Raw genomic sequence first — 20,883 nt, 5'->3', positions numbered from 1 at the left:
TCTCGCCGCCGCGCCTGAAGGCCGGACCGGCAGAGGCTTCGACCTGGACGGAATTCTACGAATAAGCGGGAAAAATGCCCATATGATTTAGATAATTGTCCCTCGACAGCGCGCGCCGCAGAGGCGAAAGTCTTTCGCCACCGCGTCACAGAGTCCGATGGACAAACGCATGAATCCAATGGAACCGCTTCGCTTTTCCTCTCGAGGCCGGGTCGGCGAGCCCTGCGCCCGGCTCGCGGAGATCAGGACATATCTGCGATCCCGCCTCATCGGCGCGGATGCGCTGGTCGAGCGCCTACTGATCGGCCTCGTCGCCGACGGCCATGTGTTGCTCGAGGGCGCGCCGGGATTGGCCAAGACGCGCGCCGTCAAGCTGCTCGCGCGCGCTTGCGATCTTACTTTCGCGCGCATTCAATGCACGCCCGATCTGATGCCCGCCGACATCACCGGCACGTCGATCTGGCGACAGGACAGAAGCGTCTTCGAATTTTCGGCGGGGCCGATTTTTCATTCGCTGCTGCTCGTCGACGAGATCAATCGCGCGGCGCCCAAAGTGCAATCGGCGCTGCTCGAGGCCATGGCCGAGCGTCAGGCGACCATCGCCGGCGCGACGCATATGCTGCCCGATCCTTTCATGACCGTCGCGACGCAAAATCCGATAGAGCACGAGGGCACGTTTCCGCTGCCGGAGGCGCAGCTCGATCGCTTCATGCTTCATGTCGAGCTCGCTCTGCCCGATGTCGCGACGGAGCGCCGCATTCTCGATCTCGTCGAGCGCGAGGATCAGGGCGAGGCCGTCGCGCCGCCTGCGGCGTTGGAGGCGGAGGAGATCGCCGCCGCGCGCCATGCGGCGCGATCGGTTCATCTCTCCGCGGCGGTGAAGGATTATATCGTGCGCCTCGTCGCCGCGCCGCGCGATGCGGGCGTCGCGCCGGAGCTCGCGGCGAAGATCGCGCATCCGTCCTCGCCGCGCGGCACTCTGGCGCTCGCCGCCGCCGCCAAGGCGCGCGCCTTTCTGGATGGGCGCGATTATGTCGCGCCGCAGGATGTGAGCGCGCTCGCCGTCGACGTTCTCTCGCACCGCACCATTCTCGGCTGGCGCGCGCTGGCCGAGGGCGAGACGCCGCGCGACGTCATTCGCGCCTATCTCGAAATGGTTTCGCCTGCATGAGCGCGGCGGAGGAGCGCGTCGTCGGCGTCGATCTCGACGTCGAAGCCTTGATGCGTCTGCGGCTGCTCTTTGCGCGCAGCGGCGCGCGCCGCGCGGCCGCGGCGGCGCCTTTCGGCGGTCTGGCGCAGCGTCGGCGCGGTCGCGGCGCGGAGACCTATGATGTTCGGCCCTGGTCGGACGGCGACGATATTCGAAACCTCGATCGCAACGTCACCGCCCGCACCGGCGCGCCGCATGTGCGCAGCTTTCACGACGAGCGCGAGCGCTCCGTGCTTTTTCTCGTCGATTTTCGGGCGCCCATGTTGTTCGGCACGCGCCGCGCCTTTCGCTCCGTCGCGGCGGCGGAAGCCGCCGTCGCCGCGGCCTGGCGCGTGATCGAGCAGCGCGGCCGTGTCGGCCTCGGCGCGATCGGCGCCGAGGGCGCGCGCCGTTTCGGTTGGGCGGCCGGCGCGCGCGGCCTTCCGCCGCTCATCGTCGCGCTCGTCGAGGCGCATCGCGCGGCGCTCTCGGACAATGGCGAAGCGGTCGGGCCGTCGCTGGCCGCGGCGCTCGAGCAAATGGAGAGCGTCGGCGGATCATCGGCCGTCAGTCTCGCCAGCGCGCTGGATTTTCCGGGCGAGGCTTTCGACGCCATAGCCGCGCGTCTCGCGCGGCGGCGCGATCTCTCCGTGCTGCTGATCGCCGATCGTTTCGAGCTGGCGCCGGCGCCCGGCCTCTATCCGTTTCGCACGGGCGAGGAAGAGGGAACGCTGCGCATTGCGCAGGGCGCGGCGCCGGCGCCCGACCAGCGGCCGGCGCGTCTGCGCCGGCTCGGCGCACGCGCGCTCGAGGTCGACGCCGGCCTCGAGGCCGAGGCGGTCGCCCGTCTTCTCGAGCGTTTCGATATGGAGCGTTTCGATGGCCGATCCGTCTGATCTGCTCCAGCAATTGCGGCCCCTGCGCGCGCCGCCGCCGGATGGAGCGGCGGAGATTCTGCTCATGGCGCTCGTCGGCTCCCTCGCCGGCGCCATGCTGGCGCTCGCCTTGCGATTCTGGCGCGCGCATCGCCGGCCTCTGCGTCGCGCGGCGCTCGCTTCTCTCGCCGATACGCGCGCGCTGCCGGCCCCGGAGCGACTCGCGGCGCAAGCGAAAATGCTGCGCGATCTCGTCGGCGCGCTCGATGGCGGCGCCGCGCGTCTCCATGGCGACGCTTGGCTCGCGCGGCTCGATAGGTTCTTCGCGACGACCCTGTTCAGCGAAGGGGAGGGCCGCGCCTTCGGCGATGCGCTCTATCGTCCGCGCGCCGACGATCCGAGCGAGACGCTGGATCGCGCCTTGCAAAAACTCTTGTCGAGGCTCGATCGATGAGCGGGCTCGAGCTGGCGACGCCTCTCGCTCTCATTCTCTTGCCGGCGCCCTGGCTGCTGCGCCTTCTGCTCGGCGGCGACGCGGCGCCGGGCGGCGGATTGCCATTGCCGGCGACGATGCGCGAGCGGCTCGGCGCCGGCGCTTCGACGAGCCGATCGCGTCTCTCTCGGCGCGCGATCATCCGAGCGCTCGCCTGGATCGGACTCGTGCTCGCGCTGTCGGGACCACGGATCGCGGGCGCCGTCGCCGCTCTGCCGGCCGCTGGTCGCGACATCATGCTCGCGCTCGATCTCTCCGGCAGCATGACGAAAACCGATTTCGAATTGAACGGCGCCGCCGCGAGCCGACTCGCCGTGCTGAAACATTTCGGCGCGGAGCTGATACGCCGTCGCGCCGGCGATCGCATCGGCCTCGTCGTTTTCGCCGAGACCGCTTTCGCTGCGGCGCCGCTGAGCTTCGATCTTCGCGCGGTGAGCGCCGCGCTCGAGGAAATGGAGATCGGCCTCGTCGGCCGCTCCACAGCGATCGGCGAAGGGCTCGGTCTCGCGCTGAAGCGTCTTTCCGATTCGACGGCGCCGTCGCGCATCGTGATTCTCCTATCGGACGGCGCCAATAACGCCGGCTCCAGCGAGCCCGTCGCCGTTGCCGAACTGGCGCGCTCGATGGGCGTAGACATTTTCACCATCGGCCTCGGCGTGAACGACACAGCCGCCGATCCGGGCGATACGGACGCGGTCGATTTCGTCGCTCTGCAACATATCGCCGAGATCGGCGGCGGCGCCGCCTTTCGTGCGCGCACAGGCGCGGAGCTCGACGCCGCGACGCGCGCCATAGAGGCGCTGCTCGCCGGTCCCGCGCCGGCGCCGCCGACGATCATCTACCGCGAGCTGTGGATCTATCCGGGCGCGCTCGCTTTCCTCGCGGCGACGGCGCTCGCGCTCGCGACGAGGGAGCGGCGATGATCGATTTCGGCGATTACGCTCTGCTGCGCCCGCTCTGGCTGCTCGCTCTGCCGGCGCTGGCTCTGCTTCTCGTCGCGACGCGACGTCGCGATGCGCTCGGCGATTGGCGCCGCGTCATCGATCCGGCGCTCCTCGCCGTCATTTCGCGTCGTCACAAAATCGCCGGCGCGACGCGGCGCGACGGCCCGCTTTTTGTCGGCGTCGCGCTCATCGCGCTCGCGCTCTGCGGGCCCGCGATGAAAACTCCGGGCGCCGAACAATTTCGCAATCTCGACGCCACTTTGATCCTGCTCGACGTGTCGCGCGCCGAGCGCTTGCCGCAGGGTGTGGCGGCGGCGCAATATCTCATCGAGCGTTCCGGCGCGCGCCGGCTCGGCCTCGTGCTCTATGCCGGCGACGCCTATCTCGCGAGCCCGCTCACCGACGATGCGAAATCGCTCCAATCCCTGCTCTTCGCAATAGACGATCGGACCGTTCCAGACGGCGGAGCCGAGCCCGACCGCGCGCTCGCCTTCGCCCGCCATCTGCTGCGCGAGACGCAGATTTTGACGGCCGATGTCGCGCTGATCTGCGACGGCGAGGGGTTAGATGCGCGCGCCGAACGTCTCGCGGCCGCGCTCGCGCGCGAAGGACACAGAGTGCACAGCCTCTTTGTTTCCGCCCGCTCCGGCGCCGATGCGCGCGATTCCTCGCGCCGCGCCGCGATGACATCGCTCGCCGCGGCCGGAGGCGGGCGCGCCGATGACGCGGCGCATCCGCAGGAGATCGCGCGCGCGATAGAGGCGCGCGGCGTCGCCCATATCGGCAGCGGCGAATTGCGCGCGCTCGCGTGGCGGGACTATGGGCGCTTCGTCCTTCTGCTCGCGGCGGCGCCGCTGCTGCTCGCTCTGCGCGGGAGGGGCGATTGAGCGCGCATCGTCACAGGAGTGAGGCGCCGCGCCTCGGACCGAGAGCCTTCGGGCTCGCCCTGTTTTTCCTCATTCTATCGCTTCTCGTCGCTGGCTGCAGCTTCGGCCGACAGCTCGGCGGTCGCGCGCTTCTCGCCTCGGGGCTCGCCTCCGCCGCGGCGAATGTCTTCGCCGATCCGGCCTGGAAAGGCGCGGCCTTCTATTCCGCCGGGCGCTTCGAGGAGGCGGCCGCCGCCTTCGCGCGCGATGCCGACAGCGCCTATGATCTCGGCAATGCGCTGGCGCTCGCCGGACATTACAAGGAGGCCGTCGCCGCCTATGATCGCGCGCTGCGCGCCGATCCCGACGATGACGACGCCTCCTACAACAAATCGTTGCTGCTCGGCCTGATCGAGCGCGAGAGCGGCGGCGGCGACGCCAGGGCCAATTCGCCGGCCATGGGCCGGCAGCGCGCGCTCGGCAGTCTCGACGACGACAAGGGTGGAGGCGGGGAGGGCGCCGCGGGCGAGCGCGAGACGAGTTCGCGGCCAGCCGATCGCGGCGGCGCCAAAGCCTCGAAGCTCGGCAAGGGCCAGGAGGAGTCGGCGGAGAGCGGCGCCGGCGCGACGGGCGCTGTCGGAGCCTCGGAGGGCGCCGGCCGCACCGGCGGGCAGAGGATCGACGTCGCCGCTCTGCTGCACGAGCGCGACCGCCGCGTGCGCCGCCGGCTGGAGGCGCGCTCGGTGCGGCCGAGCGCCGACTGGCTGCAAAATCTCGACGACGATCCCGGCCGCTTTCTGAAGCTGCGCATCGCCGCCGAAAAGGCGCGGCGGCTGCGCGCCGGCGGCGGCCCGCTGGAGGAGGACGATTGATGGCGACGCGTCTCGTCCTGCTGTTTTGCCTGCTGCTTCTCCCCTTCTCGCGCGCCGCCGCGCAGGAGGAGCCGCCCTTCGGCCGCGTCGAGCTGCGCGTCGAGACGCAAGCCGAAATCCCCACTGAGACGCCCTATGTCGGCGAGCCGCTGCGGCTGGTGATCCGCTCCGCCATACGCGGCCATGTGCTGCTCGATCACATCATCCAGCCCTCGCTCGTCGATTTCGATTGGCAGCAATTCGGCGTCGACGCCTCCAGCGAGGAGATGATCGACGGTTTCTGGACGCCGGTGGTCGAGCGCGTGCTGATGATCTATCCGTTGCGCGCCGGACGGCTGACCATCCCGCCCTTCAAGCGCCGCATCGCCTATCGCATAGAGGAGAGCGGCAAGGTCGAGGCCGAATATGTCTCCGCGCCTCTCCAAATCGAGGTGCGCGCGCGTGACGCTCTCGTTCCGCCGAGCGAGAATTTCTTGCCGGCGAAGAGCCTGCGCATGACCGACGCCTGGGAGCCGGCGCCCGATAAAATCCCCTTCGGCGAGACGGCGCGGCGCACGCTGACTGTGGAGGCCGAGGGCGTCACCGCCGACCGGCTGCCGGCGCTGCCCAATTTCCGCGCGCCGGGACTCATCACTTTCGCCGCGCCGGTGGAGCGGCGGACCATCGTGACAGACAAAGGGCCGATCGCCCATGCCGTCTATCGCTGGAGCGTGCGCCCGGTGTCGGCGGTCCCGGCTTTCGCGCCGGCGATCCGCATCGCCTGGTTCGACGTTGCGACGCGGCGGATGCGCGAGGCGCTGGCGCCGGAGCGGCGCGTCGCCTTCGCCGAGGCGGGGCGCGAGCGGGTCGCCGCGCGGCTGCGCGAGAGCCCCGGCCTCACCGCGCCGCAGCCGCTCATCGCCGCTCTGGCGAGCTTCGTCGGCGCGGTGGCTCTCGTCCTGCTGCTCGGCTCTCTCCCGGCGCGACTTCTCGCACGCCGTCCGAGGGAGCTCGGAGCCTTGCGCCGCGCCGCCCGCGCGAAAGACGCCGCCGCCTTCCGCCATGCGGCCGCCCGCTTGGCGCAGGCCGATCCCGAACGCTGGCGCAAGATCGCCGCGCGCGCGGACATAGGTCCGGCGCTCGCGGCGCTCGATTGCGCGCTCTACGGGCGCGAGCCTCCCGAACCGGCGCCGCTCGCCCCCCTCGCGCGGGCGATCGCGGGCGCTTGGGCGGGAAAGGGCGGAGGCTTCGAGGTTCTCGAAGGCTGCGCCTCGGCTATAGGAGCCGATACATCAAGAACGCGTCGACGTAACCGCGGGTAGGATGGTGAAAAGCGAGCGGCAGCCGACCGACGATCTGAAAGCCCAGCGATCGCCACAGGCGCACGGCGCGTTCGTTCGCGCTGACGACGAAGTTGAATTGCATGGCCCTATAGCCTCGGCTTCGCGCGTGCTCCAGAGAGTGCTCGCACATTCTGCGCGCGACGCCTCGGCCGGCTGCCGAGCCGCGCGTCATAAATCCGCAATTGCAGACGTGGCGTCCAGCGCCCGCTTGGTTGGGGCGCATGTAATAGGTTCCGAGGATCGCGCCGTTCTCCTCGGCCACAAAGGTTTCTTTGTCCGCGCCGAGCCAGTAGGCGAGCGCGTCATCCTCGCTCATTTCTCGGTCGAGCGTATAGGTTTCGCCGGCCCGGATCACCGGCTCGACGATCGACCAGATCTCTGCGCGATCTTCTGCGGAAGCAGGGCGGATGAGCATCGAGCATCTATAGGCGTTCTCGTGGATCTTCTGAAGCGGTCGACTTGCACGCGGACGGCGCCGGCGGGCCGAACATCATCGACGCGATCCCTCGAGCGAGAATCGGGACGCCGGCGCCGACAGCGAATGCGGCGAGCCAGAGCTCGAAAGTGGCTCCCGTGAGCGCGACTGAAAAGTAGAAGCTCGCCAATGCGGCCGACGCCGACAATAAGACAAGAAGGCCGAGGGCGAGCGCGCGCACGATCACGAGCGCCTGTCGAAGCGGCCGGCGCTCCGTTCGCCAAAGGAGAATGGTCGATCCTGGGACGAATCCGGCGATGAGAGTGAAGACGACGCTGTACGAGAGGCGCATCGCCAGCGCGATCGTTCCGAGAAATTGCTCGAATAGATCAGCTGGCCGCGTTCGCCATCCCCATCCTTCGTCGCTGTGCGAGCCGAAGAGTTCCCAATTCTTGCTCCGCTGTTCATCGTCGACGGCGGGGACCACGGGGCCTTTTCGAAAGGTGTCCGGGTCGAGCTCGAGAACAATGTCACGCGCGAGGTCGAGCACGCGGCAGCTCGCATTTGCGCAGGAGAACGCCATGCTCGGCGAGGCGTCGCTGCGGGCGATCATCCTACCGGCGTTGTCGATGGCAATCACGCGAATGGGGGCCGCCCAGAATATTCCGTCGCCATGAAGGAGCCGCAGCTCGCCGCGCTCGCCATCTGGCAATGTGATCGTTTCCGCAGCCGAGAAATAGGGCGAATGCGCTTCGGCGGCTCGAGCGGCGCACGATAGGAAAATCGAAAGCAGCATGAACGATCGCGGCATGAGGCCGATCTTTCGCGAGCGCAGGTCTTTCGCGAGCGCAGGTCGAAGCGGAATATTCGGCGCAGAATGTTCCGCGATTGTGTCCGCTATAGGGTCCCGCTTTCCGGCTATCCGCTCCGGCCGCTGGGACAATTCGGGCCGAATTGCGCCGGGCGCGGCCGTCATTCCGTCCGCCCGACGAGCCGAACGGGTCCTGCCCGCCACCGCGCGATCAGCCGCGCGCGCAGCGCCGTCATGAATCCGGGCGGCAACATGCCGTAGGCGACGCTGGACGGATCGCCGCTGACGGCCGGGCGCAGGTCCGGCCCCGGCCAGATGAAATCATTGGCCTCCGTCAACACCACCCAAGAGCGGTCCGAATCCAGCCCGAGGCGTCGCTTGGTGGCGAGCGGAATTTCGAATCCGTCGGCCGGATCGGCCGGCGCGGCGTGGGTGATCGGTAGGACGCGCACGATCGGCGCGTCATTCTCGCGAAGCAGCGCGAGGATGATCGCGCAGGGGCGATCCTTCACCCCTTCTTCTTGACCCTCGCGGGCCTCTCTCTCCCACAGATACGAATAGCGGATCACCAGACCCGGCTGCGGAGCTGGCCAATTCACGGCCGCCAGTCTTTCAGCTCCTCATCGAGGCGCTCATGACCGGGCGGGACCTCCGCCTGGGCGATGAGGGCGATCTCTTCCGCCGTGAACTCCTCCAGCTTGACCACGCGCCGATCGCGGCGTTTGAGCCGCGAATATTCCTCGGCGGAAATCATCACCAGCCTGTCGCGGCCGTTCTTGGTGATGGTGACCGGCTCCGAGAGGGCCTTGTCCGCCAGCGTGCCGTAGTTCTTGATGAATTCGGCGGTCGAGACTTTCATTTGATGCATGACTCGAATGTTGCGTATCAGTCGTATTATGGGAGTGATCACGGAGAAGGCAAGTTTTTCCTGGCAGCGTTTCTTCGGGGCGCGACCAATCGAACCCGCCGATGAAATTGCTCCGGCCTCGCCTGGCGCAGCAGGCCGACAGACGGGTTAAACGCCTCTCCGGGCGTCGCTTCTCGCTCACCCGACCCGAACCCTCGCCCGTTGACTTGCCGTAACGCCGCGTTCTAGGAATCCCTCGCACGCGGTTTTTCGTCGGCCCTCGCCGATCGATCGCGCGGCGCCGGATCGTTCCCTATGGCGGGTTTGCGCGGCAGAGGTTTTTCGTGGCGAGCGACGATCGTTCCGATCGCCGTTCTCGCGGCCTTGCTGCAAGCGCTTCTGCTCTTCGCCGCGATCGGCCCCGCCCATGCGCATCACGCCCCGCCGGGCCTCGCGCTCGCCTCCGCCGATTGCGGCGGCGCTGCGCATTCGGGCGAGGCGCCGGGGCCGCATTGCCCGCTGCATCCGCAATGCTGCGCGCTCGGAACGGCGAGCCTCGCGCCGCTGATCGGCGCCGTCCTCTCCATGCTGCTTCCCGTCGCTCCCGGCGAGACGATGACGCTCGGCGTCGCGGCCGAGCGCGGCGCGCATGGTCCCGCGCCGGCTCGTCCCTGGTCGTCGCGAGCGCCGCCCTTTCTCGGCTGATCCGGCGCAAGGCGCCGCCCGTCTCGCCATCATCCGCGCCTTCGCCCGCGCGGCCTCGCCAATTTCTCGCCGATGCGCGACCGTTCCCGGGCGCGTCGGCCCTCGCCGGACATAGTCGATGTCGGATGAGAAATCGCGATTCTTCGATCGTTTGTTTCTGCGCAGCCGGCGCGAGCTCATCGGCTATTTCGCGCGCCGCATAGGGCGCGAGGACGCCTCCGATCTGCTGCAGGAGACTTTTGTGCGCGCATTGCGGAGCGAGCGTTTCGATCTGGCGGCCGATCCGCCCTCGCTGCTGCAGCGCATCGCCGTCAATCTGGCGCGCGATCACGCCCGCCGCCGCCGCACCGAGGCCAGATATGTCGATTTCGACGCCGACGCCGAAATGGCCGTCGCGACCGGCGCCATGCCCGACGCCCGCCTCGAGGCCGAGGAGAAATGGCGCCTGCTGCGCGAGGCCGTCGACGCCCTGCCGCCGCGCTGCCGCGACGTTTTTCTCCTCTATATGCGCGAGGGGCTCGGCCTCGGCGAGATCGCCGAGCGGCTGGGCGTTTCGCGCAATATGGCGCAAAAGCACATGCGGCTCGCCATGGCGCGCTGCTGGGCGGCGCTGGAGTAGATTTTTGCGCGCGAGACCTCCTTTTTCGCCGCATCGCGCGTGGTGTTCGGGGCAGGCCGTGGCTCGCTCGCCTCGGGCGTCGGCGCGGCTCTGCGGCGGGTGAGATGATGTCCGAAACGAAATCCGCCATTCGCGAGGCGGCGATCGACTGGTGGCTGCGGCGCAACGAGGCGACGTTCTCGCGCAAGGAGCAGGCCGCCTTCGAGGCCTGGCTCGCCGCGGACGACGCCCATCGCGCCGCCTATGAGACGCTCGCCGCGCTCGGCGATTTCATGGCTCCGCGCTGGCCGGGCGCAGGGCCCCAGCGCAAGACGAAGCGCCGGCGGCGCAAGGCGGGCGCGGCGGCGGGTCTCGCTCTTCTGGTGCTGTTCTTCGCCGATGAGATCGCGCTGCGGCTCACGGCGGATGTCCTCACCGGCGCGGGCGAGACGCGGCAGGCGACGCTCGCCGACGGCTCCCGCATGGAACTCGATTCGCTCAGCGCCGTGGCTCTTCACTTTACCCAGAGCGAGCGGCGGGTGACGCTGATCGCGGGCGAGGCCTGGTTCGATGTCGCGCCCGATCCGGCGCGGCCTTTCGTCGTCGAGGCGGCGGGCGGAACCGCGACCGCGTTGGGCACGGCTTTCGACGTCGCCATAGAGAACGGCCGCGCGCGCGTGACTGTGACCAGCCATAGCGTGCGCGTCGCCGGCGGCGGCGGCGCGGTCACGGTCGAAGAGGGGCGGCAGAGCGCCTATGGGCCGGGCGAGGCGGCCGCGGCGCCCGAGCCCGTCGATCTCGCGCGCGCCACCGCCTGGCGGCGCGGCAAGCTCATGTTCGAAAATCGGCCGCTCGGCGAGGTGGTGCGCGCGCTCGGCCGCTATCACCGCGGCTTCGTCTTTTTTGCCGATCCAGCCTTGAAGGCGCGGCGCGTGACCGGCGTGTTCAACGCCCAGGACCCGATCGCCGCGCTCGACGAGATCGAGACCTCGCTCGGCCTCCATGCGACCCATGTCACCAAATATCTGACGATCGTGCGCGAATAGCCGCGGCGCGAGAAATATTTTTTCGCGCCGACCTCCTTTTTCGCCGTCTGCCGCGTGGAGGCCCGACACAGGGGGACGAAAACCGTCCCCGGCACGGAAGAGGCGGCGAGATGGCGGGTCGGGAAAAGCGCGAGGGTTTCGGAGCGGGCGAAGCAAAGATGGGTTCGACGCTGGCGATCGCCGCAATCGGCGCTCTGACGCTGGGTTCGGGAGTTTCGGACTCGCCGGCGCAGGCGGCTATTTCGCCGCAGGAGCGCTCCGGCCTCGTGCAGAACTATCGCATCCCTTCCGGCCCGCTGCCGGGCGCGTTGAACGCCTTCGCCGATCTCAACGGCTTGCAGATTCTCTATGACGCCGACGTCACCGGGCGATTGAAGACCGGTGGGGCTCGACGGCGATTTCGCGGTGGACGAAGGGCTCGACCGTCTGCTGTCGGGAACGGGATTGTCGTGGCGCTTCGCCGCCAAGGGCAAGACCGTGTCGATCATTTTGGCGCAGAACGATCGTGGCGTGATGAATGACGCGAGCGGCGCGGAGTCGCTGCCGCCGATCGATGTGGGGGCGGAGGGCAAGCCGAAGCCCGGCGCGCGCGGCGTCGGCGGCGCGCCGCTAGGGCCGGGCGACAGATATACCGGCTACACGGCGGAGAGCGCGACGAGCGCCATGAAGATGGACCTGCCGCTGTTGAAGACGCCGGTCGCCGTGCAAGTGGTGACGCGCCAGACGATGGACGATCAGCAGGCGATCAGCGTCGCCGACGCCATCGTCGCCAATGTCAGCGGCGTGCAGACGACGCCGAATTTCTACGAATCGTTCAAGGTTCGCGGCTTCAGCAATCTCGGCAGCACCTATAAGAACGGATTGATCGAATACAGGATGCGCAATCTCGTCACCGCCAATCTTCAGTCGATCGAGGTGCTGAAGGGGCCCGCGGCGATCCTCTATGGCCGTGTCGAGCCCGGCGGCCTCATCGATCTCGTCGTCAAGCGGCCGTTGGAGACGCCCTATTATTCCATCCAGCAGCAGAACGGCTCCTACGGACTGACTCGCACGACTCTCGACGCAACTGGGCCTCTGACGACGGACAAGTCGATCCTGTACAGATTCAACGGCGAATTCTACCATTCCTATTCCTATCGCGATTTTCTCGAGGACCAGAATGTGTTCCTCGCGCCGACCGTCGGCTTTCGTCCGGTCGAGCAGTTCCGGGCCAATGTCGACTTCGAGTATCAGCATCGGACCTGGGTCGACGATTATCCGCATCTACCTGCCGTCGGCGCCTATCCGGCTTCGATCCCGATCTCCCGATATCTCTCGGCTCCCCTTTTGACGACGACCTCGCCGCATCAATACGACAAGCGGCGCATCGCCTACGACTGGACCTATGACTTCGACAAAAGTTGGAGCCTGACCAACAGGCTGAGCTATTCGACCTTCGACGACAATCAGATGAATACTTTTCCTCTGAGCTTCAATCAGGCGACCGGCGTGCTCACGCGCTCCTTGACCAACAACGCCACCAAGGGCGGCTATCACGAGCATGATTTCGCGACCAATGTCGATCTGAAAGGGAAGTTCGAAACCGGCCCCTTCTCGCATTCGGCATTGGTCGGATTCGACCATCTCGCCACGCGTATGTCTTGGTTTTTCGGCAACACCGGCTTGTTGGCCTCGATCAATATCTACGCGCCGTACTATTGGACGCTCGACAATACTATCCAGAACACGAATTATAACGCCCAGCATCAGAAATGGACGGGCGTCTACGCCCAGGACATGATCTCCTTCCTGGACGACCGCGTCCATATTCTGGTCGGCGGCCGCTATGATTGGGCGGAATACGGCAACAACAAGAGTCAAACATCCTATCTGAACGCGCTATCCACCTACACGACCAACTACGCCAAGGCCTTCAGCCCGCGCGTCGGCGTCGTCTACCAGCCACTGCCCTGGCTGTCGATCTATGGCAATTTCACGCGTTCGTTCTCGTTGAACAGCCAGGCGACGATCTTGGGGCTTCCGCTCGACCCGCAGAAGGGCGAGCAGCTCGAGGGCGGCGTCAAGGCGGAACTGCTCGACAAGCGCATCATCGCGACGCTCGCCTATTACGATATTTTCAAGACCAATGTCCCCTACACGGACCCGACCAATGCGAATAACTCGCTCCTGATCGGAAAAGCGCGCAGCCAGGGCTTCGAATTCGATCTCACCGGCCGTATCGACGACAATTGGAGCGTGATCGCCAATTACACGCATGACGACGTGCGCACGGTGGTGGGGGCGCCGTCCTACAATCCTTTGACGCTGGTCACGACCCAGCTCGCGATCTCGGGCTCCAAGCTTCCCGCGAGCCCGCGCAACTATGGGAATCTCTGGGTCAAATACGAGGCCGACGGCATGTTCCGGGGCCTCAGCCTCGGCGCCGGCGTCACCGCCGTCGAGAGCTCGCTCGGCGACAACGCCAATTCCTTCATTCTGCCGGGCTATACGCTGCTCAACGGCATGGTCTCCTATACGACGCAGATCGAGGGATTCACCGTCACCGCGCAAGTGAACGTCAAGAACATCACCGATGTGACCTATTATCCGACCTCGACGGGTCGCACGGCGATCCAGACCGGGACGCCGCGCACCGTCCTCGGATCGTTGCGGGTGGAGTTCTGATCAATGCGCCACGGGACGGGAGATTCATGCTCGCTGCAAAAAAAATCTTTCGTCCCGAGGTTCCTTTTCGCCTATTCGCACGTCTTATAAGATAGGCGGCGCCCTCGAAAATTTTTGCGGACGGCGGAACGCCCGGCCGAAGAGCGGAGGAAGTCGAGATGCGGAAATTGCGATATATCGGATTTGCGGCCGCGGCGGCCGGCTATTTTTGCGTTGTTTCCGGGTCGGCTCTCGCCGCCTCCGGCGAGGCGAAGCCGGTTTCCATCTCTTTCGCGCTGGTGAACGACGGCAAGGAGGTCGGCTGCGGCGCTCCGCTCGCCAATCTCGGGACCGGCCATCTTTCCGCCAAGCTCCACGAAGCGCGCCTTTATGTCTACGGCTTCAAGCTGATCGACGCCAAGGGCAAGCGCACGCCGGTGGCTCTGGATCAGAGCGAATGGCAATATGGCGATGTCGCTCTGCTCGACTTCAAGGACGCGCGCGGCGGCAATAGTCCCTGCACGCAGGGCAATCCGGCCAAGAATACGACCATCGTCGGCAAAGCGCCGGCGGGCTCTTATGTCGGCCTCGAATTCTCGGTCGGCGCGCCGGTGGAGACGATCGTCGACGGCAAGCCGGTCTCGATCAATCATTCCAATGTCGAGACTGCGGCGCCGCCGCTCGATGTGGTCGGCATGGCGTGGAACTGGCAGGCCGGCCGCCGCTTCGTCACTTTCGAGGTCGATCCGGCGACGCCCGTCATCAAGGCGGACGGCTCCAAGACGCGGAGCTGGATGGTGCATATCGGCTCCACCGCCTGCAAGGGCAATCCGGCGACCGGCGAAATCGTCGCTTGCGCGCATGAGAATCGCTTCACCGTCGCGCTCGATCGTTTCGATCCCAAGACGCAGCGCGTCGAATTCGATCTCTCCAAGCTCCTCGAGAATTCCGACATCGTCGCCGACAAGGGCGGCGCGGTCGGCTGCATGAGCGCGCTCGACGATCCCGAATGTCCGGCTGTTTTCTCTGCGCTCGGCCTCAATCTCGGCGACAGCGCCGCGGGCGCCGGCGACGCCGGCAAGCAGACCAAGCCCGGCGTGTCGCCGATTTTCAAAGTCGGCGCGACGGCGGCCAAAGTCGTGGGCGCGAAGCAATGAGGGGGGCGCCGTTCTTCGGACTGACGCTCGCCGTCGCGGCGGCCTTCGCCGCCTCGGCCGAGCCGGCCAAACAGGCGGCCGACAAGCGGACAGCGGCCGAGCAGACGGAATGGAAATGGGAGCTTCCCAAATATATTCCGCCGCCGCGCGTCCCCGCCGACAATCCCATGTCGGAGGAGAAGTTTCAGCTCGGACGGCGCTTGTTCTTCGACAAGCGCGTCTCCGGCAATGCGACGATCTCCTGCTCCTCCTGCCATTTGCAGGAGCGCGCCTTCACCGACGGGCGCGTCGTCAGCGTCGGCTCCACCGGCGACAAGACGCCGCGCAATGCGCCGTCCATCGTCAATTCGGGCTGGCGCGCGACGCTCACCTGGGCCAATCCGGCGCTGGTGACGCTGGAGCGCCAGATGGAGAATCCGCTCTATGGCGAGCGGCCCATCGAGATGGGCGTCAATGACGCCAATAAGGCGGAAATCGTCGCGCGCTTCCGCAATGATGCGGATTATGTGAAATGGTTCGCCGCCGCTTTTCCGGAAAAGAAGCCGGCCGAGCAAATCTCTTTCGAGACGATCATCAAGGCGATCTCGGCGTTTCAGCGCGGCGTCGTCTCCTTCGACAGCCGCTACGACCAATATCTGCAAGGCAAGATCAAGCTCACGGAGGCGGAGCAGCGCGGGCACGATCTTTATTTCGGCGAGAAGGCGGAGTGTCATCACTGCCATGGCAGCGTCGATCTCGACGATCAATTCGTGCACGCCAAGACGCGCGAGGCGGAAACGCCTTTCCACAATACGGGCCTCTACGACATAGACGGCAAAGGCGCCTATCCAGAGCCCAATCGCGGCCTCTATGACGTGACGCAGGACCCGGACGATATGGGCAAGTTCCGCGCGCCGAGCCTGCGCAACATAGCGATGACCGCGCCCTATATGCATGACGGGACGGTGGCGACGCTCGAAGAGGTCATCGATATCTACGCACGCGGCGGACGCAAGATCGAGACGGGGCCGCCCAAGGGCGACGGCGCGCTCAATCCGCTCAAGAGTCCGCTGATCGTCAAGATCGATCTTTCGCCACAGGAGAAGGCCGATCTGCTCGCCTTTTTGAAGGCGCTGACCGACGAGAGCTTGCTGACCTCTCCGCGTTTCTCCGATCCGTGGAAGGCGCAGGCGGCGAAGAAATAATTTCCGCGAGTCGCCATCGGCGACTCGCGTTTTCGTTTCGATGGCGCGCGAAGGGAACGGGTCTCAGGGAATGACGGAGATCGTTCCGCTCATATGAGAATGCAGCCCGCAGCGAAAGGATACTTCGCCGGGGCGCGGCAGCGTGACGCGGAAGCTCTCGTCCTCGTCCATTTGCTCGGGCGAATGGAAGATTTCTTCCTTGCCCATTGCGCCGATGATCGAATGGGGCGCTTGATCGCGATTGACGAAGACGATCGTATCGCCGGCTTTGACGGTGAGATGCGCGGGCGTGAATGCGAAATTTTCGATCCGCACCTCGGCCGCGACGGACGGGCCGAACGAGAGAGCCAAAGCGGCGAGAAGAGCGCGCGTTCTCACACGAAGCCCGCAGCGATATTGACGGTGAGCGCCAGAACGGCCGTATTGAAGAAAAAGGCCAATACGCCGTGAACGAGCGCCACGGCGCGCATCGTCGCGGAAGAGATCGAGACGTCCGCCGTCTGCGAGGCGACGCCGATCACATAAGCGAAATAGAGAAAATCCATATAGCCGGGCTGCTGCGCGCCCGGAAAGATCAGCCCGCCGCGCAGTTCGGACGGTCGGTCCGGCGCGCTGGCGCGCTCGAAATAATATTCATGCGCATAATGGAGCGCGAAGGTCAGATGCACGAACAGCCAGGAGAGCACGACGGTCAGCACGGCGAGGGAAATATGCGCGTGCTTTGAAAATCCCTCGAGACTTTTGACCGGGCCGAGCTCGGCGACGATCGCGCCTATGGAGGCGCAGGCGGTGGCGATGGTCATCACCAGAATGACCAGCCGGCCCTCGTCCTGCAATTGCGCGCGGCGACGCATGGAGATCGGCGTCGAGCGCGCCATCAGCTCGGCCGAGAGCAGCAGATAGAGAGTGACGAAGACGTCCCAGCCGACGAGCGCGCGGGTGACTTCCCGCCAGCTCCCCGGCAATAGGAGACCGACGGCGGTTCCCGCGAGAACGCAGAAAAAAAGCCGGGCGCGCGCTTTGGCGACGCGCCACAGCAACGGGCGGCGGCGGCGAGGACCGTTCGTCTCGCCGGAGAGGTTCATCGCGCCGCTCAATTGCTGCGCAACGCGACGAAGCGGGCGGCCTCCGCGAGCACGCCGGTCGCTGCGCCGAGCCCGGTCTCGCCGAGCGCTTCTATGGCGGCTTCCACCAGAGCGTCGCGCCGCTCGCGCGCCTTGTCGAGGCCGAGCAGGCCGATCAGCGTCGCCTTGTTGCGCTCGGCGTCCTTGCCGGCGCGCTTGCCGAGCGCGGCCTCGTCGCCCTCGGCGTCCAAAATATCGTCGGCGATCTGAAAGGCGGCGCCGAGCGCGTCGCCATAGCGGCCGAGCGCCGCGGCCACGGGCGCCGAGGCGCCGCCCAGAATGGCGCCGAAATCCACCGAGATCCGCAAGAGCGCGCCGGTCTTCATCGCTTGCAGGCGGAGCGTCTCCTCCTGCGAGAGCGGGCTCGAGGCTTTTTCGGCTTCGAGGTCCAGCGCCTGGCCGCCGACCATGCCGCCGAGCCCGGAGGCGCGCGCCAGCGCCAGGACGAGGCGGGCGCGGATTTGCGCATCGGCGTGGGTCGCCGGATCGGCGAGGACGTCGAAGGCGTAAGTCAGCAGGCCGTCGCCGGCGAGAATGGCGGTCGCCTCGTCGAAGGCCTTGTGCGCGGTCGGGCGGCCGCGGCGCAGATCGTCGTCGTCCATGGCGGGGAGATCGTCATGGGCGAGCGAATAGCAATGGATCATCTCGATCGCCGCCGCCGCGCGGCGCGCGCTCTCGCCCTCGACTCCGAAGAGCCGGGCGGATTCGAGCGCCAAAAAGGGCCGCAGCCGCTTGCCGCCGCCGAGCGCGACATAGCGCATCGCCTCGAGCAGCCGCGCCGGCCGGGCGATTTCGCCGGGAAGCGGCTCTGCGCCGAGCAGCGTGGCGAGCGTGGACTCGGTCGCGCTGGCGGCCTCGTCGAGGCGGCGGCGGAAGTCTGCGTCTTCGGTCATTGCTGCTTCGCCGATCATGGGGCCCTTTCCCGAGAAAATCATTCCATCTGGTCCCGACCTAACAAATTTGCGATCAATCCCCAAGTGGGGGAGCGCTAGGGGGAACGGCCGGGGAACGGCCGGCGCAGGGGCGAGAGACCACGAGGATACGGCAGATATGAGCGTTTCTTTATTCGAACCTTTTCGTCTCGGCGATCTTTCGCTGGCCAATCGCATCGTCATGGCGCCGCTGACGCGCCGTCGCGCCACACATGGGACCAACGCCGCCAATGCGCTGATGGCCGAGCATTACCGCCAGCGCGCCTCGGCCGGCCTCATCATCGCCGAGGCCTCGCAGATTTCCCAGCAGGGGCAGGGCTACGCCTTCACCCCGGGAATCTATTCGCCCGAGCAGATCGCCGGCTGGCGCGAGGTGACGGACGCCGTTCATGGGGCCGGCGGCCATATCGTGCTGCAATTGTGGCATGTCGGGCGCGTGTCGCATGTCTCGTTGCAGCCCGGCGGCGGCGCGCCGGTCGCGCCCTCCGCCATCGCCACGACGAAGCAGGTGGCGATCGAGACCGGCTTTGTCGATTGCTCCGCGCCGCGGGCGCTGGGGCTGGACGAAATCCCCAGGATCGTCGACGATTATCGCAAAGCCGCGCGCAATGCGAAGGAGGCGGGTTTCGACGGCGTCGAGATTCATTGCGCCAATGGCTATCTGATCGACGAATTCTTGCGCGACGGCTCCAATGAGCGGACCGACGCCTATGGCGGCGCGCCCCAAAATCGCGCCCGCTCCGGCCTCGAGGTCGCGGACGCCGTGCTGGAGGCTTGGGAGCCGTCCCGCGTCGGAGCGCGCATCTCGCCGGTGAGCCCGGTGCACGACATGGCGGACAGCGATCCGCAGACGGTCTTCGGCTATTTCGTGGGGAAGCTGGCGGAGAAGAAGCTCGGCTTCCTTCACGTTATCGAAGGCGCGACGCAAGGGCCGCGCGATGTCGCGCCTTTCGATTATCTCGCTCTGCGCAAGAGCTTTCCCGGCGCCTATATCGCCAATAACGCCTATACGCTGGAGCTCGCCGAGGAGACGCTCGCGAGCGGGCGCGCCGATCTCATCGCTTTCGGCCGGCCGTTCATCGCCAATCCCGATCTCGTCGAGCGCCTGCGCCGCCGCTCGCCGCTCGCGGAGGTCGATCGCGAGACGATCTATGCGGCGGGCGCAAGGGGATATACGGATTATCCGACGCTGACCGCGTGAGCGGCAGGGCTCGTTTCTCCTCATGGGGAAACGAGCCCTGCCGCTATTGGGCCTTCTCCTGGCCGCCGCCATGATCCGGGCCATGATCGGCGCCATGACCGTCTGCGCCATGACCGCCGTCGCCATGATCTGCGCCATGGCCCTGATGCATCCGATGCATGGATTTCATGTGGTCCATCATCATCTGCTCATGCATCTGACGCATCTCATGCATCATCTTGCAGCAGCCCTCATGGCCGCCGCCGCCCTGCTGCTCGGGAGCGACGGGCTTGGTCTCCACTGTGGTTTCGGCGAGCGCCGGCGCGATCGTCGTCGCGGTCAGCAGCGCCGCCGCCAATAGGGGAATGATCTTTCGCATGGCGTCGCCCTCGCTATCGTCGGCCTCCCTTTACGAAGTGGTCGTTCCCGCGAGAATCTCAATGCGGCGCTTCGTCCTATTCCCCTACGAGCTTTCCGCAGGCCCGCGAGCAAATCGGCTCTCACGAGCGAGTCAGCTCTCCGGCGCGGCGACGGTTTCACAGGAAACGGAACGCAGACGCTGCTCGGCGCGATCACGATCGCTCGCGCGCTTGGCCAGCGAGCGCATGAGCACGAAGCCGCGCATCGAAGGCGCCGTCACATGCACTTGGCTCGGCGGCGCTTCCTCGTCTTCTCCTTCCACCGCTTCGATCTGGCGCGCGTCGCCGACCAGCACGTCGATCTTGCCTTTGATCGCGGAGCGATCGGTCGCGGAATGAAAAACGCGGCCGGTGCGCGCATGAAAGGAGAGAGCGATCAATTCCTCGGGATCGGCGTCGGCGCGCACGCGCATCATCCCTTTGGAGAGATCGAAGAGACAGACGCCGTCGACGAAAGCGGAATCTTCGAAAGGCATGACTTCCGCGCCCGGCGCGGCGCGCGGCAACAGAGCGACGCCATTGGGCGTCGTCTCGGCGCTCTGCGCCGCCGCGGCGAGGCGCGCATAGGCGTTGCGCGGCGCGAGCTCCGGCATCAGCAGCACGGAGACGATGTGAACGGAGCCCGCGACGCAGACGGTCGCGAGCGCCCAGGGCAGCCAGTCGAGATAGGTGCGAGATATTTTCATGCGCAATGCAGCTTCACGATCTTCGGAAATGTCGCAGGGTCGGGCGCCGCTTCGATGTCGAGCGGCGTGTCATAGAGGCGCAGCACCAGCGTGAAAGGTTCTTTCGCTACGGGCAGCCAATTGCCCGGACGCGCCTGCGGGCCGATCTCGATCGCGAAGGCGCCGCCCTCGCGACGCAAAATTTCGCTCGAGGTGAAGGCGTGGCGACCGGCGGGATTGTCGATGAGCCGCCCCGCGGCGCTGGTCGCGCCGAGCGTCCAGAAGCGCGCCGTCGGCGTCGAGTCGGAGAGGCGGTAATCGCAACGTCCATCGAGCGGCGCGCCGTTCGAATCCGTATCGGCGAAAAAGGCGAGGCCTTGACCATGGCCGAGCGGCGCCTCGCCCGAGCGCGCCAGCACGGCGCGCGCATAAGGATCGATATCGGAGCCGCCGTGGCGTGGCCAAGCGGTCCAGGGCCCGACATGCACCGCGCCGAAGCCGCGGCCGAGCCCGAGCGAAACGGCGGTGATCGCAAAGCCGAGCAGAAGACCCGCGATCATCACGGCGAAGGCCCGCACATAATTGATCATGCGAAA

The 20,883-nt window shown here is 66.6% G+C and carries 24 protein-coding genes; 14 read left to right on the top strand and 10 right to left on the bottom strand.

All coding sequences use genetic code 11. The annotated features are described in order from the left end of the window. Positions 1 to 178 precede the first annotated feature (178 nt). From FMZ75_RS04855 to FMZ75_RS04825, 7 genes are read left to right on the top strand one after another with little or no spacing between them, the layout of a single operon-like run. Positions 179 to 1,171: a MoxR family ATPase gene (locus tag FMZ75_RS04855; protein WP_166141598.1), complete on the top strand. Its 993-nt coding sequence runs from the start codon at positions 179 to 181 to the stop codon at positions 1,169 to 1,171. Beyond that, complete coding sequence (locus tag FMZ75_RS04850) at positions 1,168 to 2,085, top strand: DUF58 domain-containing protein (protein ID WP_166141530.1); 918 nt, start codon at positions 1,168 to 1,170, stop codon at positions 2,083 to 2,085. The genes FMZ75_RS04855 and FMZ75_RS04850 overlap by 4 nt, the downstream gene beginning before the upstream one ends. Continuing rightward, positions 2,069 to 2,518: a DUF4381 domain-containing protein gene (locus tag FMZ75_RS04845; RefSeq protein WP_166141529.1), complete on the top strand. Its 450-nt coding sequence runs from the start codon at positions 2,069 to 2,071 to the stop codon at positions 2,516 to 2,518. Before FMZ75_RS04850 ends, FMZ75_RS04845 begins: the two co-directional genes overlap by 17 nt. Continuing rightward, a complete protein-coding gene (locus tag FMZ75_RS04840) occupies positions 2,515 to 3,480 on the top strand; it encodes a VWA domain-containing protein (protein WP_166141528.1) in 966 nt (321 codons plus the stop codon). Before FMZ75_RS04845 ends, FMZ75_RS04840 begins: the two co-directional genes overlap by 4 nt. After that, positions 3,477 to 4,388, top strand: coding sequence for a VWA domain-containing protein (locus FMZ75_RS04835; RefSeq protein ID WP_166141527.1), 912 nt, complete (start codon positions 3,477 to 3,479; stop codon positions 4,386 to 4,388). Before FMZ75_RS04840 ends, FMZ75_RS04835 begins: the two co-directional genes overlap by 4 nt. Then, positions 4,385 to 5,239, top strand: a complete 855-nt coding sequence (locus FMZ75_RS04830; RefSeq protein ID WP_166141526.1) for a tetratricopeptide repeat protein — start codon at positions 4,385 to 4,387, stop codon at positions 5,237 to 5,239. Before FMZ75_RS04835 ends, FMZ75_RS04830 begins: the two co-directional genes overlap by 4 nt. After that, positions 5,239 to 6,540: a BatD family protein gene (locus FMZ75_RS04825; RefSeq protein ID WP_166141525.1), complete on the top strand. Its 1,302-nt coding sequence runs from the start codon at positions 5,239 to 5,241 to the stop codon at positions 6,538 to 6,540. Before FMZ75_RS04830 ends, FMZ75_RS04825 begins: the two co-directional genes overlap by 1 nt. Here FMZ75_RS04825 and FMZ75_RS04820 read toward each other — a convergent pair. The 4 genes from FMZ75_RS04820 to FMZ75_RS04805 all read right to left on the bottom strand — a co-directional run bounded on the left by FMZ75_RS04820 (position 6,494) and on the right by FMZ75_RS04805 (position 8,646). Beyond that, positions 6,494 to 6,976, bottom strand: a complete 483-nt coding sequence (locus tag FMZ75_RS04820) for a GNAT family N-acetyltransferase (RefSeq protein ID WP_166141524.1) — start codon at positions 6,974 to 6,976, stop codon at positions 6,494 to 6,496. The two genes, FMZ75_RS04825 and FMZ75_RS04820, sit on opposite strands and share 47 nt — an antisense overlap. 7 nt (positions 6,977 to 6,983) lie before the next feature. Next, the gene (locus FMZ75_RS04815; protein ID WP_166141523.1) at positions 6,984 to 7,787 is read right to left on the bottom strand and encodes a hypothetical protein; all 804 of its coding nucleotides are present in this window, start codon (positions 7,785 to 7,787) and stop codon (positions 6,984 to 6,986) included. 161 nt (positions 7,788 to 7,948) lie between these two features. Then, positions 7,949 to 8,386, bottom strand: coding sequence for a hypothetical protein (locus tag FMZ75_RS04810; protein ID WP_166141522.1), 438 nt, complete (start codon positions 8,384 to 8,386; stop codon positions 7,949 to 7,951). Beyond that, positions 8,383 to 8,646 (bottom strand): type II toxin-antitoxin system prevent-host-death family antitoxin, encoded by a 264-nt coding sequence (locus tag FMZ75_RS04805; RefSeq protein ID WP_142863499.1) that lies wholly within the window; start codon positions 8,644 to 8,646, stop codon positions 8,383 to 8,385. Before FMZ75_RS04805 ends, FMZ75_RS04810 begins: the two co-directional genes overlap by 4 nt. 303 nt (positions 8,647 to 8,949) lie before the next feature. Here FMZ75_RS04805 and FMZ75_RS04800 point away from each other — a divergent pair, with 303 nt between their 5' ends. The 6 genes from FMZ75_RS04800 to FMZ75_RS04775 all read left to right on the top strand — a co-directional run bounded on the left by FMZ75_RS04800 (position 8,950) and on the right by FMZ75_RS04775 (position 15,967). Then, positions 8,950 to 9,339, top strand: coding sequence for a hypothetical protein (locus tag FMZ75_RS04800; RefSeq protein ID WP_166141521.1), 390 nt, complete (start codon positions 8,950 to 8,952; stop codon positions 9,337 to 9,339). A 118-nt stretch (positions 9,340 to 9,457) separates the two neighbouring features. Next, the gene (locus FMZ75_RS04795) at positions 9,458 to 9,958 is read left to right on the top strand and encodes an RNA polymerase sigma factor (protein WP_166141520.1); all 501 of its coding nucleotides are present in this window, start codon (positions 9,458 to 9,460) and stop codon (positions 9,956 to 9,958) included. 104 nt (positions 9,959 to 10,062) lie between these two features. Further along, on the top strand, positions 10,063 to 10,983 hold the full coding sequence (locus FMZ75_RS04790; protein WP_370464670.1) for a FecR family protein: 921 nt from the start codon (positions 10,063 to 10,065) through the stop codon (positions 10,981 to 10,983). 381 nt (positions 10,984 to 11,364) lie between these two features. Further along, the gene (locus FMZ75_RS04785) at positions 11,365 to 13,647 is read left to right on the top strand and encodes a TonB-dependent siderophore receptor (RefSeq protein WP_370464669.1); all 2,283 of its coding nucleotides are present in this window, start codon (positions 11,365 to 11,367) and stop codon (positions 13,645 to 13,647) included. 158 nt (positions 13,648 to 13,805) lie between these two features. After that, positions 13,806 to 14,783, top strand: a complete 978-nt coding sequence (locus FMZ75_RS04780) for an MbnP family copper-binding protein (protein ID WP_166141519.1) — start codon at positions 13,806 to 13,808, stop codon at positions 14,781 to 14,783. Continuing rightward, a complete protein-coding gene (locus tag FMZ75_RS04775; RefSeq protein ID WP_166141518.1) occupies positions 14,780 to 15,967 on the top strand; it encodes a methanobactin export MATE transporter MbnM in 1,188 nt (395 codons plus the stop codon). Before FMZ75_RS04780 ends, FMZ75_RS04775 begins: the two co-directional genes overlap by 4 nt. A gap of 63 nt (positions 15,968 to 16,030) precedes the next feature. Here the strand turns inward: FMZ75_RS04775 and FMZ75_RS04770 are convergent, their stop codons facing one another. The 3 genes from FMZ75_RS04770 to FMZ75_RS04760 are packed head-to-tail and all read right to left on the bottom strand — an operon-like array spanning position 16,031 to position 17,984. Continuing rightward, positions 16,031 to 16,282, bottom strand: a complete 252-nt coding sequence (locus FMZ75_RS04770) for a plastocyanin/azurin family copper-binding protein (RefSeq protein WP_158271763.1) — start codon at positions 16,280 to 16,282, stop codon at positions 16,031 to 16,033. 59 nt (positions 16,283 to 16,341) lie between these two features. Beyond that, positions 16,342 to 17,052, bottom strand: a complete 711-nt coding sequence (locus FMZ75_RS04765) for a DUF1345 domain-containing protein (RefSeq protein ID WP_166141517.1) — start codon at positions 17,050 to 17,052, stop codon at positions 16,342 to 16,344. Between the two features lie 8 nt (positions 17,053 to 17,060). Continuing rightward, positions 17,061 to 17,984, bottom strand: coding sequence for a polyprenyl synthetase family protein (locus FMZ75_RS04760; RefSeq protein WP_246728768.1), 924 nt, complete (start codon positions 17,982 to 17,984; stop codon positions 17,061 to 17,063). A 157-nt stretch (positions 17,985 to 18,141) separates the two neighbouring features. Here FMZ75_RS04760 and FMZ75_RS04755 point away from each other — a divergent pair, with 157 nt between their 5' ends. Next, complete coding sequence (locus FMZ75_RS04755) at positions 18,142 to 19,224, top strand: alkene reductase (RefSeq protein WP_166141515.1); 1,083 nt, start codon at positions 18,142 to 18,144, stop codon at positions 19,222 to 19,224. 43 nt (positions 19,225 to 19,267) lie between these two features. Here the strand turns inward: FMZ75_RS04755 and FMZ75_RS21300 are convergent, their stop codons facing one another. The 3 genes from FMZ75_RS21300 to FMZ75_RS04740 all read right to left on the bottom strand — a co-directional run bounded on the left by FMZ75_RS21300 (position 19,268) and on the right by FMZ75_RS04740 (position 20,877). Further along, positions 19,268 to 19,582: a hypothetical protein gene (locus FMZ75_RS21300; RefSeq protein ID WP_207783287.1), complete on the bottom strand. Its 315-nt coding sequence runs from the start codon at positions 19,580 to 19,582 to the stop codon at positions 19,268 to 19,270. A 132-nt stretch (positions 19,583 to 19,714) separates the two neighbouring features. Then, complete coding sequence (locus tag FMZ75_RS04745) at positions 19,715 to 20,308, bottom strand: hypothetical protein (protein WP_207783286.1); 594 nt, start codon at positions 20,306 to 20,308, stop codon at positions 19,715 to 19,717. After that, entirely contained in the window at positions 20,305 to 20,877 is a 573-nt protein-coding gene (locus tag FMZ75_RS04740) for a DUF1214 domain-containing protein (protein ID WP_142863489.1), read from the bottom strand. The genes FMZ75_RS04745 and FMZ75_RS04740 overlap by 4 nt, the downstream gene beginning before the upstream one ends. Positions 20,878 to 20,883: the final 6 nt, after the last annotated feature.

Source organism: Methylosinus sp. RM1, assembly GCF_011378635.1.
Taxonomy (GTDB): domain Bacteria; phylum Pseudomonadota; class Alphaproteobacteria; order Rhizobiales; family Beijerinckiaceae; genus Methylosinus; species Methylosinus sporium.
The sequence above is the reverse complement of the archived record's forward strand: the minus strand, read 5'-3'. Positions and strand labels throughout refer to the sequence as shown.

Excerpts from the sequence above, each read along its gene's own strand:
- FMZ75_RS04760 (WP_246728768.1), bottom strand. The coding sequence starts at position 17,984 with ATGACCGAAGACGCAGACTTCCGCCGCCGCCTCGACGAGGCCGCCAGC.
- FMZ75_RS21300 (WP_207783287.1), bottom strand. The coding sequence starts at position 19,582 with ATGCGAAAGATCATTCCCCTATTGGCGGCGGCGCTGCTGACCGCGACG.
- FMZ75_RS04775 (WP_166141518.1), top strand. The coding sequence starts at position 14,780 with ATGAGGGGGGCGCCGTTCTTCGGACTGACGCTCGCCGTCGCGGCGGCC.
- FMZ75_RS04740 (WP_142863489.1), bottom strand. The coding sequence starts at position 20,877 with ATGATCAATTATGTGCGGGCCTTCGCCGTGATGATCGCGGGTCTTCTG.
- FMZ75_RS04780 (WP_166141519.1), top strand. The coding sequence starts at position 13,806 with ATGCGGAAATTGCGATATATCGGATTTGCGGCCGCGGCGGCCGGCTAT.
- FMZ75_RS04755 (WP_166141515.1), top strand. The coding sequence starts at position 18,142 with ATGAGCGTTTCTTTATTCGAACCTTTTCGTCTCGGCGATCTTTCGCTG.
- FMZ75_RS04800 (WP_166141521.1), top strand. The coding sequence starts at position 8,950 with ATGGCGGGTTTGCGCGGCAGAGGTTTTTCGTGGCGAGCGACGATCGTT.
- FMZ75_RS04815 (WP_166141523.1), bottom strand. The coding sequence starts at position 7,787 with ATGCCGCGATCGTTCATGCTGCTTTCGATTTTCCTATCGTGCGCCGCT.
- FMZ75_RS04855 (WP_166141598.1), top strand. The coding sequence starts at position 179 with ATGGAACCGCTTCGCTTTTCCTCTCGAGGCCGGGTCGGCGAGCCCTGC.
- FMZ75_RS04745 (WP_207783286.1), bottom strand. The coding sequence starts at position 20,308 with ATGAAAATATCTCGCACCTATCTCGACTGGCTGCCCTGGGCGCTCGCG.
- FMZ75_RS04850 (WP_166141530.1), top strand. The coding sequence starts at position 1,168 with ATGAGCGCGGCGGAGGAGCGCGTCGTCGGCGTCGATCTCGACGTCGAA.
- FMZ75_RS04840 (WP_166141528.1), top strand. The coding sequence starts at position 2,515 with ATGAGCGGGCTCGAGCTGGCGACGCCTCTCGCTCTCATTCTCTTGCCG.
- FMZ75_RS04835 (WP_166141527.1), top strand. The coding sequence starts at position 3,477 with ATGATCGATTTCGGCGATTACGCTCTGCTGCGCCCGCTCTGGCTGCTC.
- FMZ75_RS04795 (WP_166141520.1), top strand. The coding sequence starts at position 9,458 with ATGTCGGATGAGAAATCGCGATTCTTCGATCGTTTGTTTCTGCGCAGC.
- FMZ75_RS04790 (WP_370464670.1), top strand. The coding sequence starts at position 10,063 with ATGATGTCCGAAACGAAATCCGCCATTCGCGAGGCGGCGATCGACTGG.
- FMZ75_RS04765 (WP_166141517.1), bottom strand. The coding sequence starts at position 17,052 with ATGAACCTCTCCGGCGAGACGAACGGTCCTCGCCGCCGCCGCCCGTTG.
- FMZ75_RS04825 (WP_166141525.1), top strand. The coding sequence starts at position 5,239 with ATGGCGACGCGTCTCGTCCTGCTGTTTTGCCTGCTGCTTCTCCCCTTC.
- FMZ75_RS04805 (WP_142863499.1), bottom strand. The coding sequence starts at position 8,646 with ATGAAAGTCTCGACCGCCGAATTCATCAAGAACTACGGCACGCTGGCG.
- FMZ75_RS04845 (WP_166141529.1), top strand. The coding sequence starts at position 2,069 with ATGGCCGATCCGTCTGATCTGCTCCAGCAATTGCGGCCCCTGCGCGCG.
- FMZ75_RS04820 (WP_166141524.1), bottom strand. The coding sequence starts at position 6,976 with ATGCTCATCCGCCCTGCTTCCGCAGAAGATCGCGCAGAGATCTGGTCG.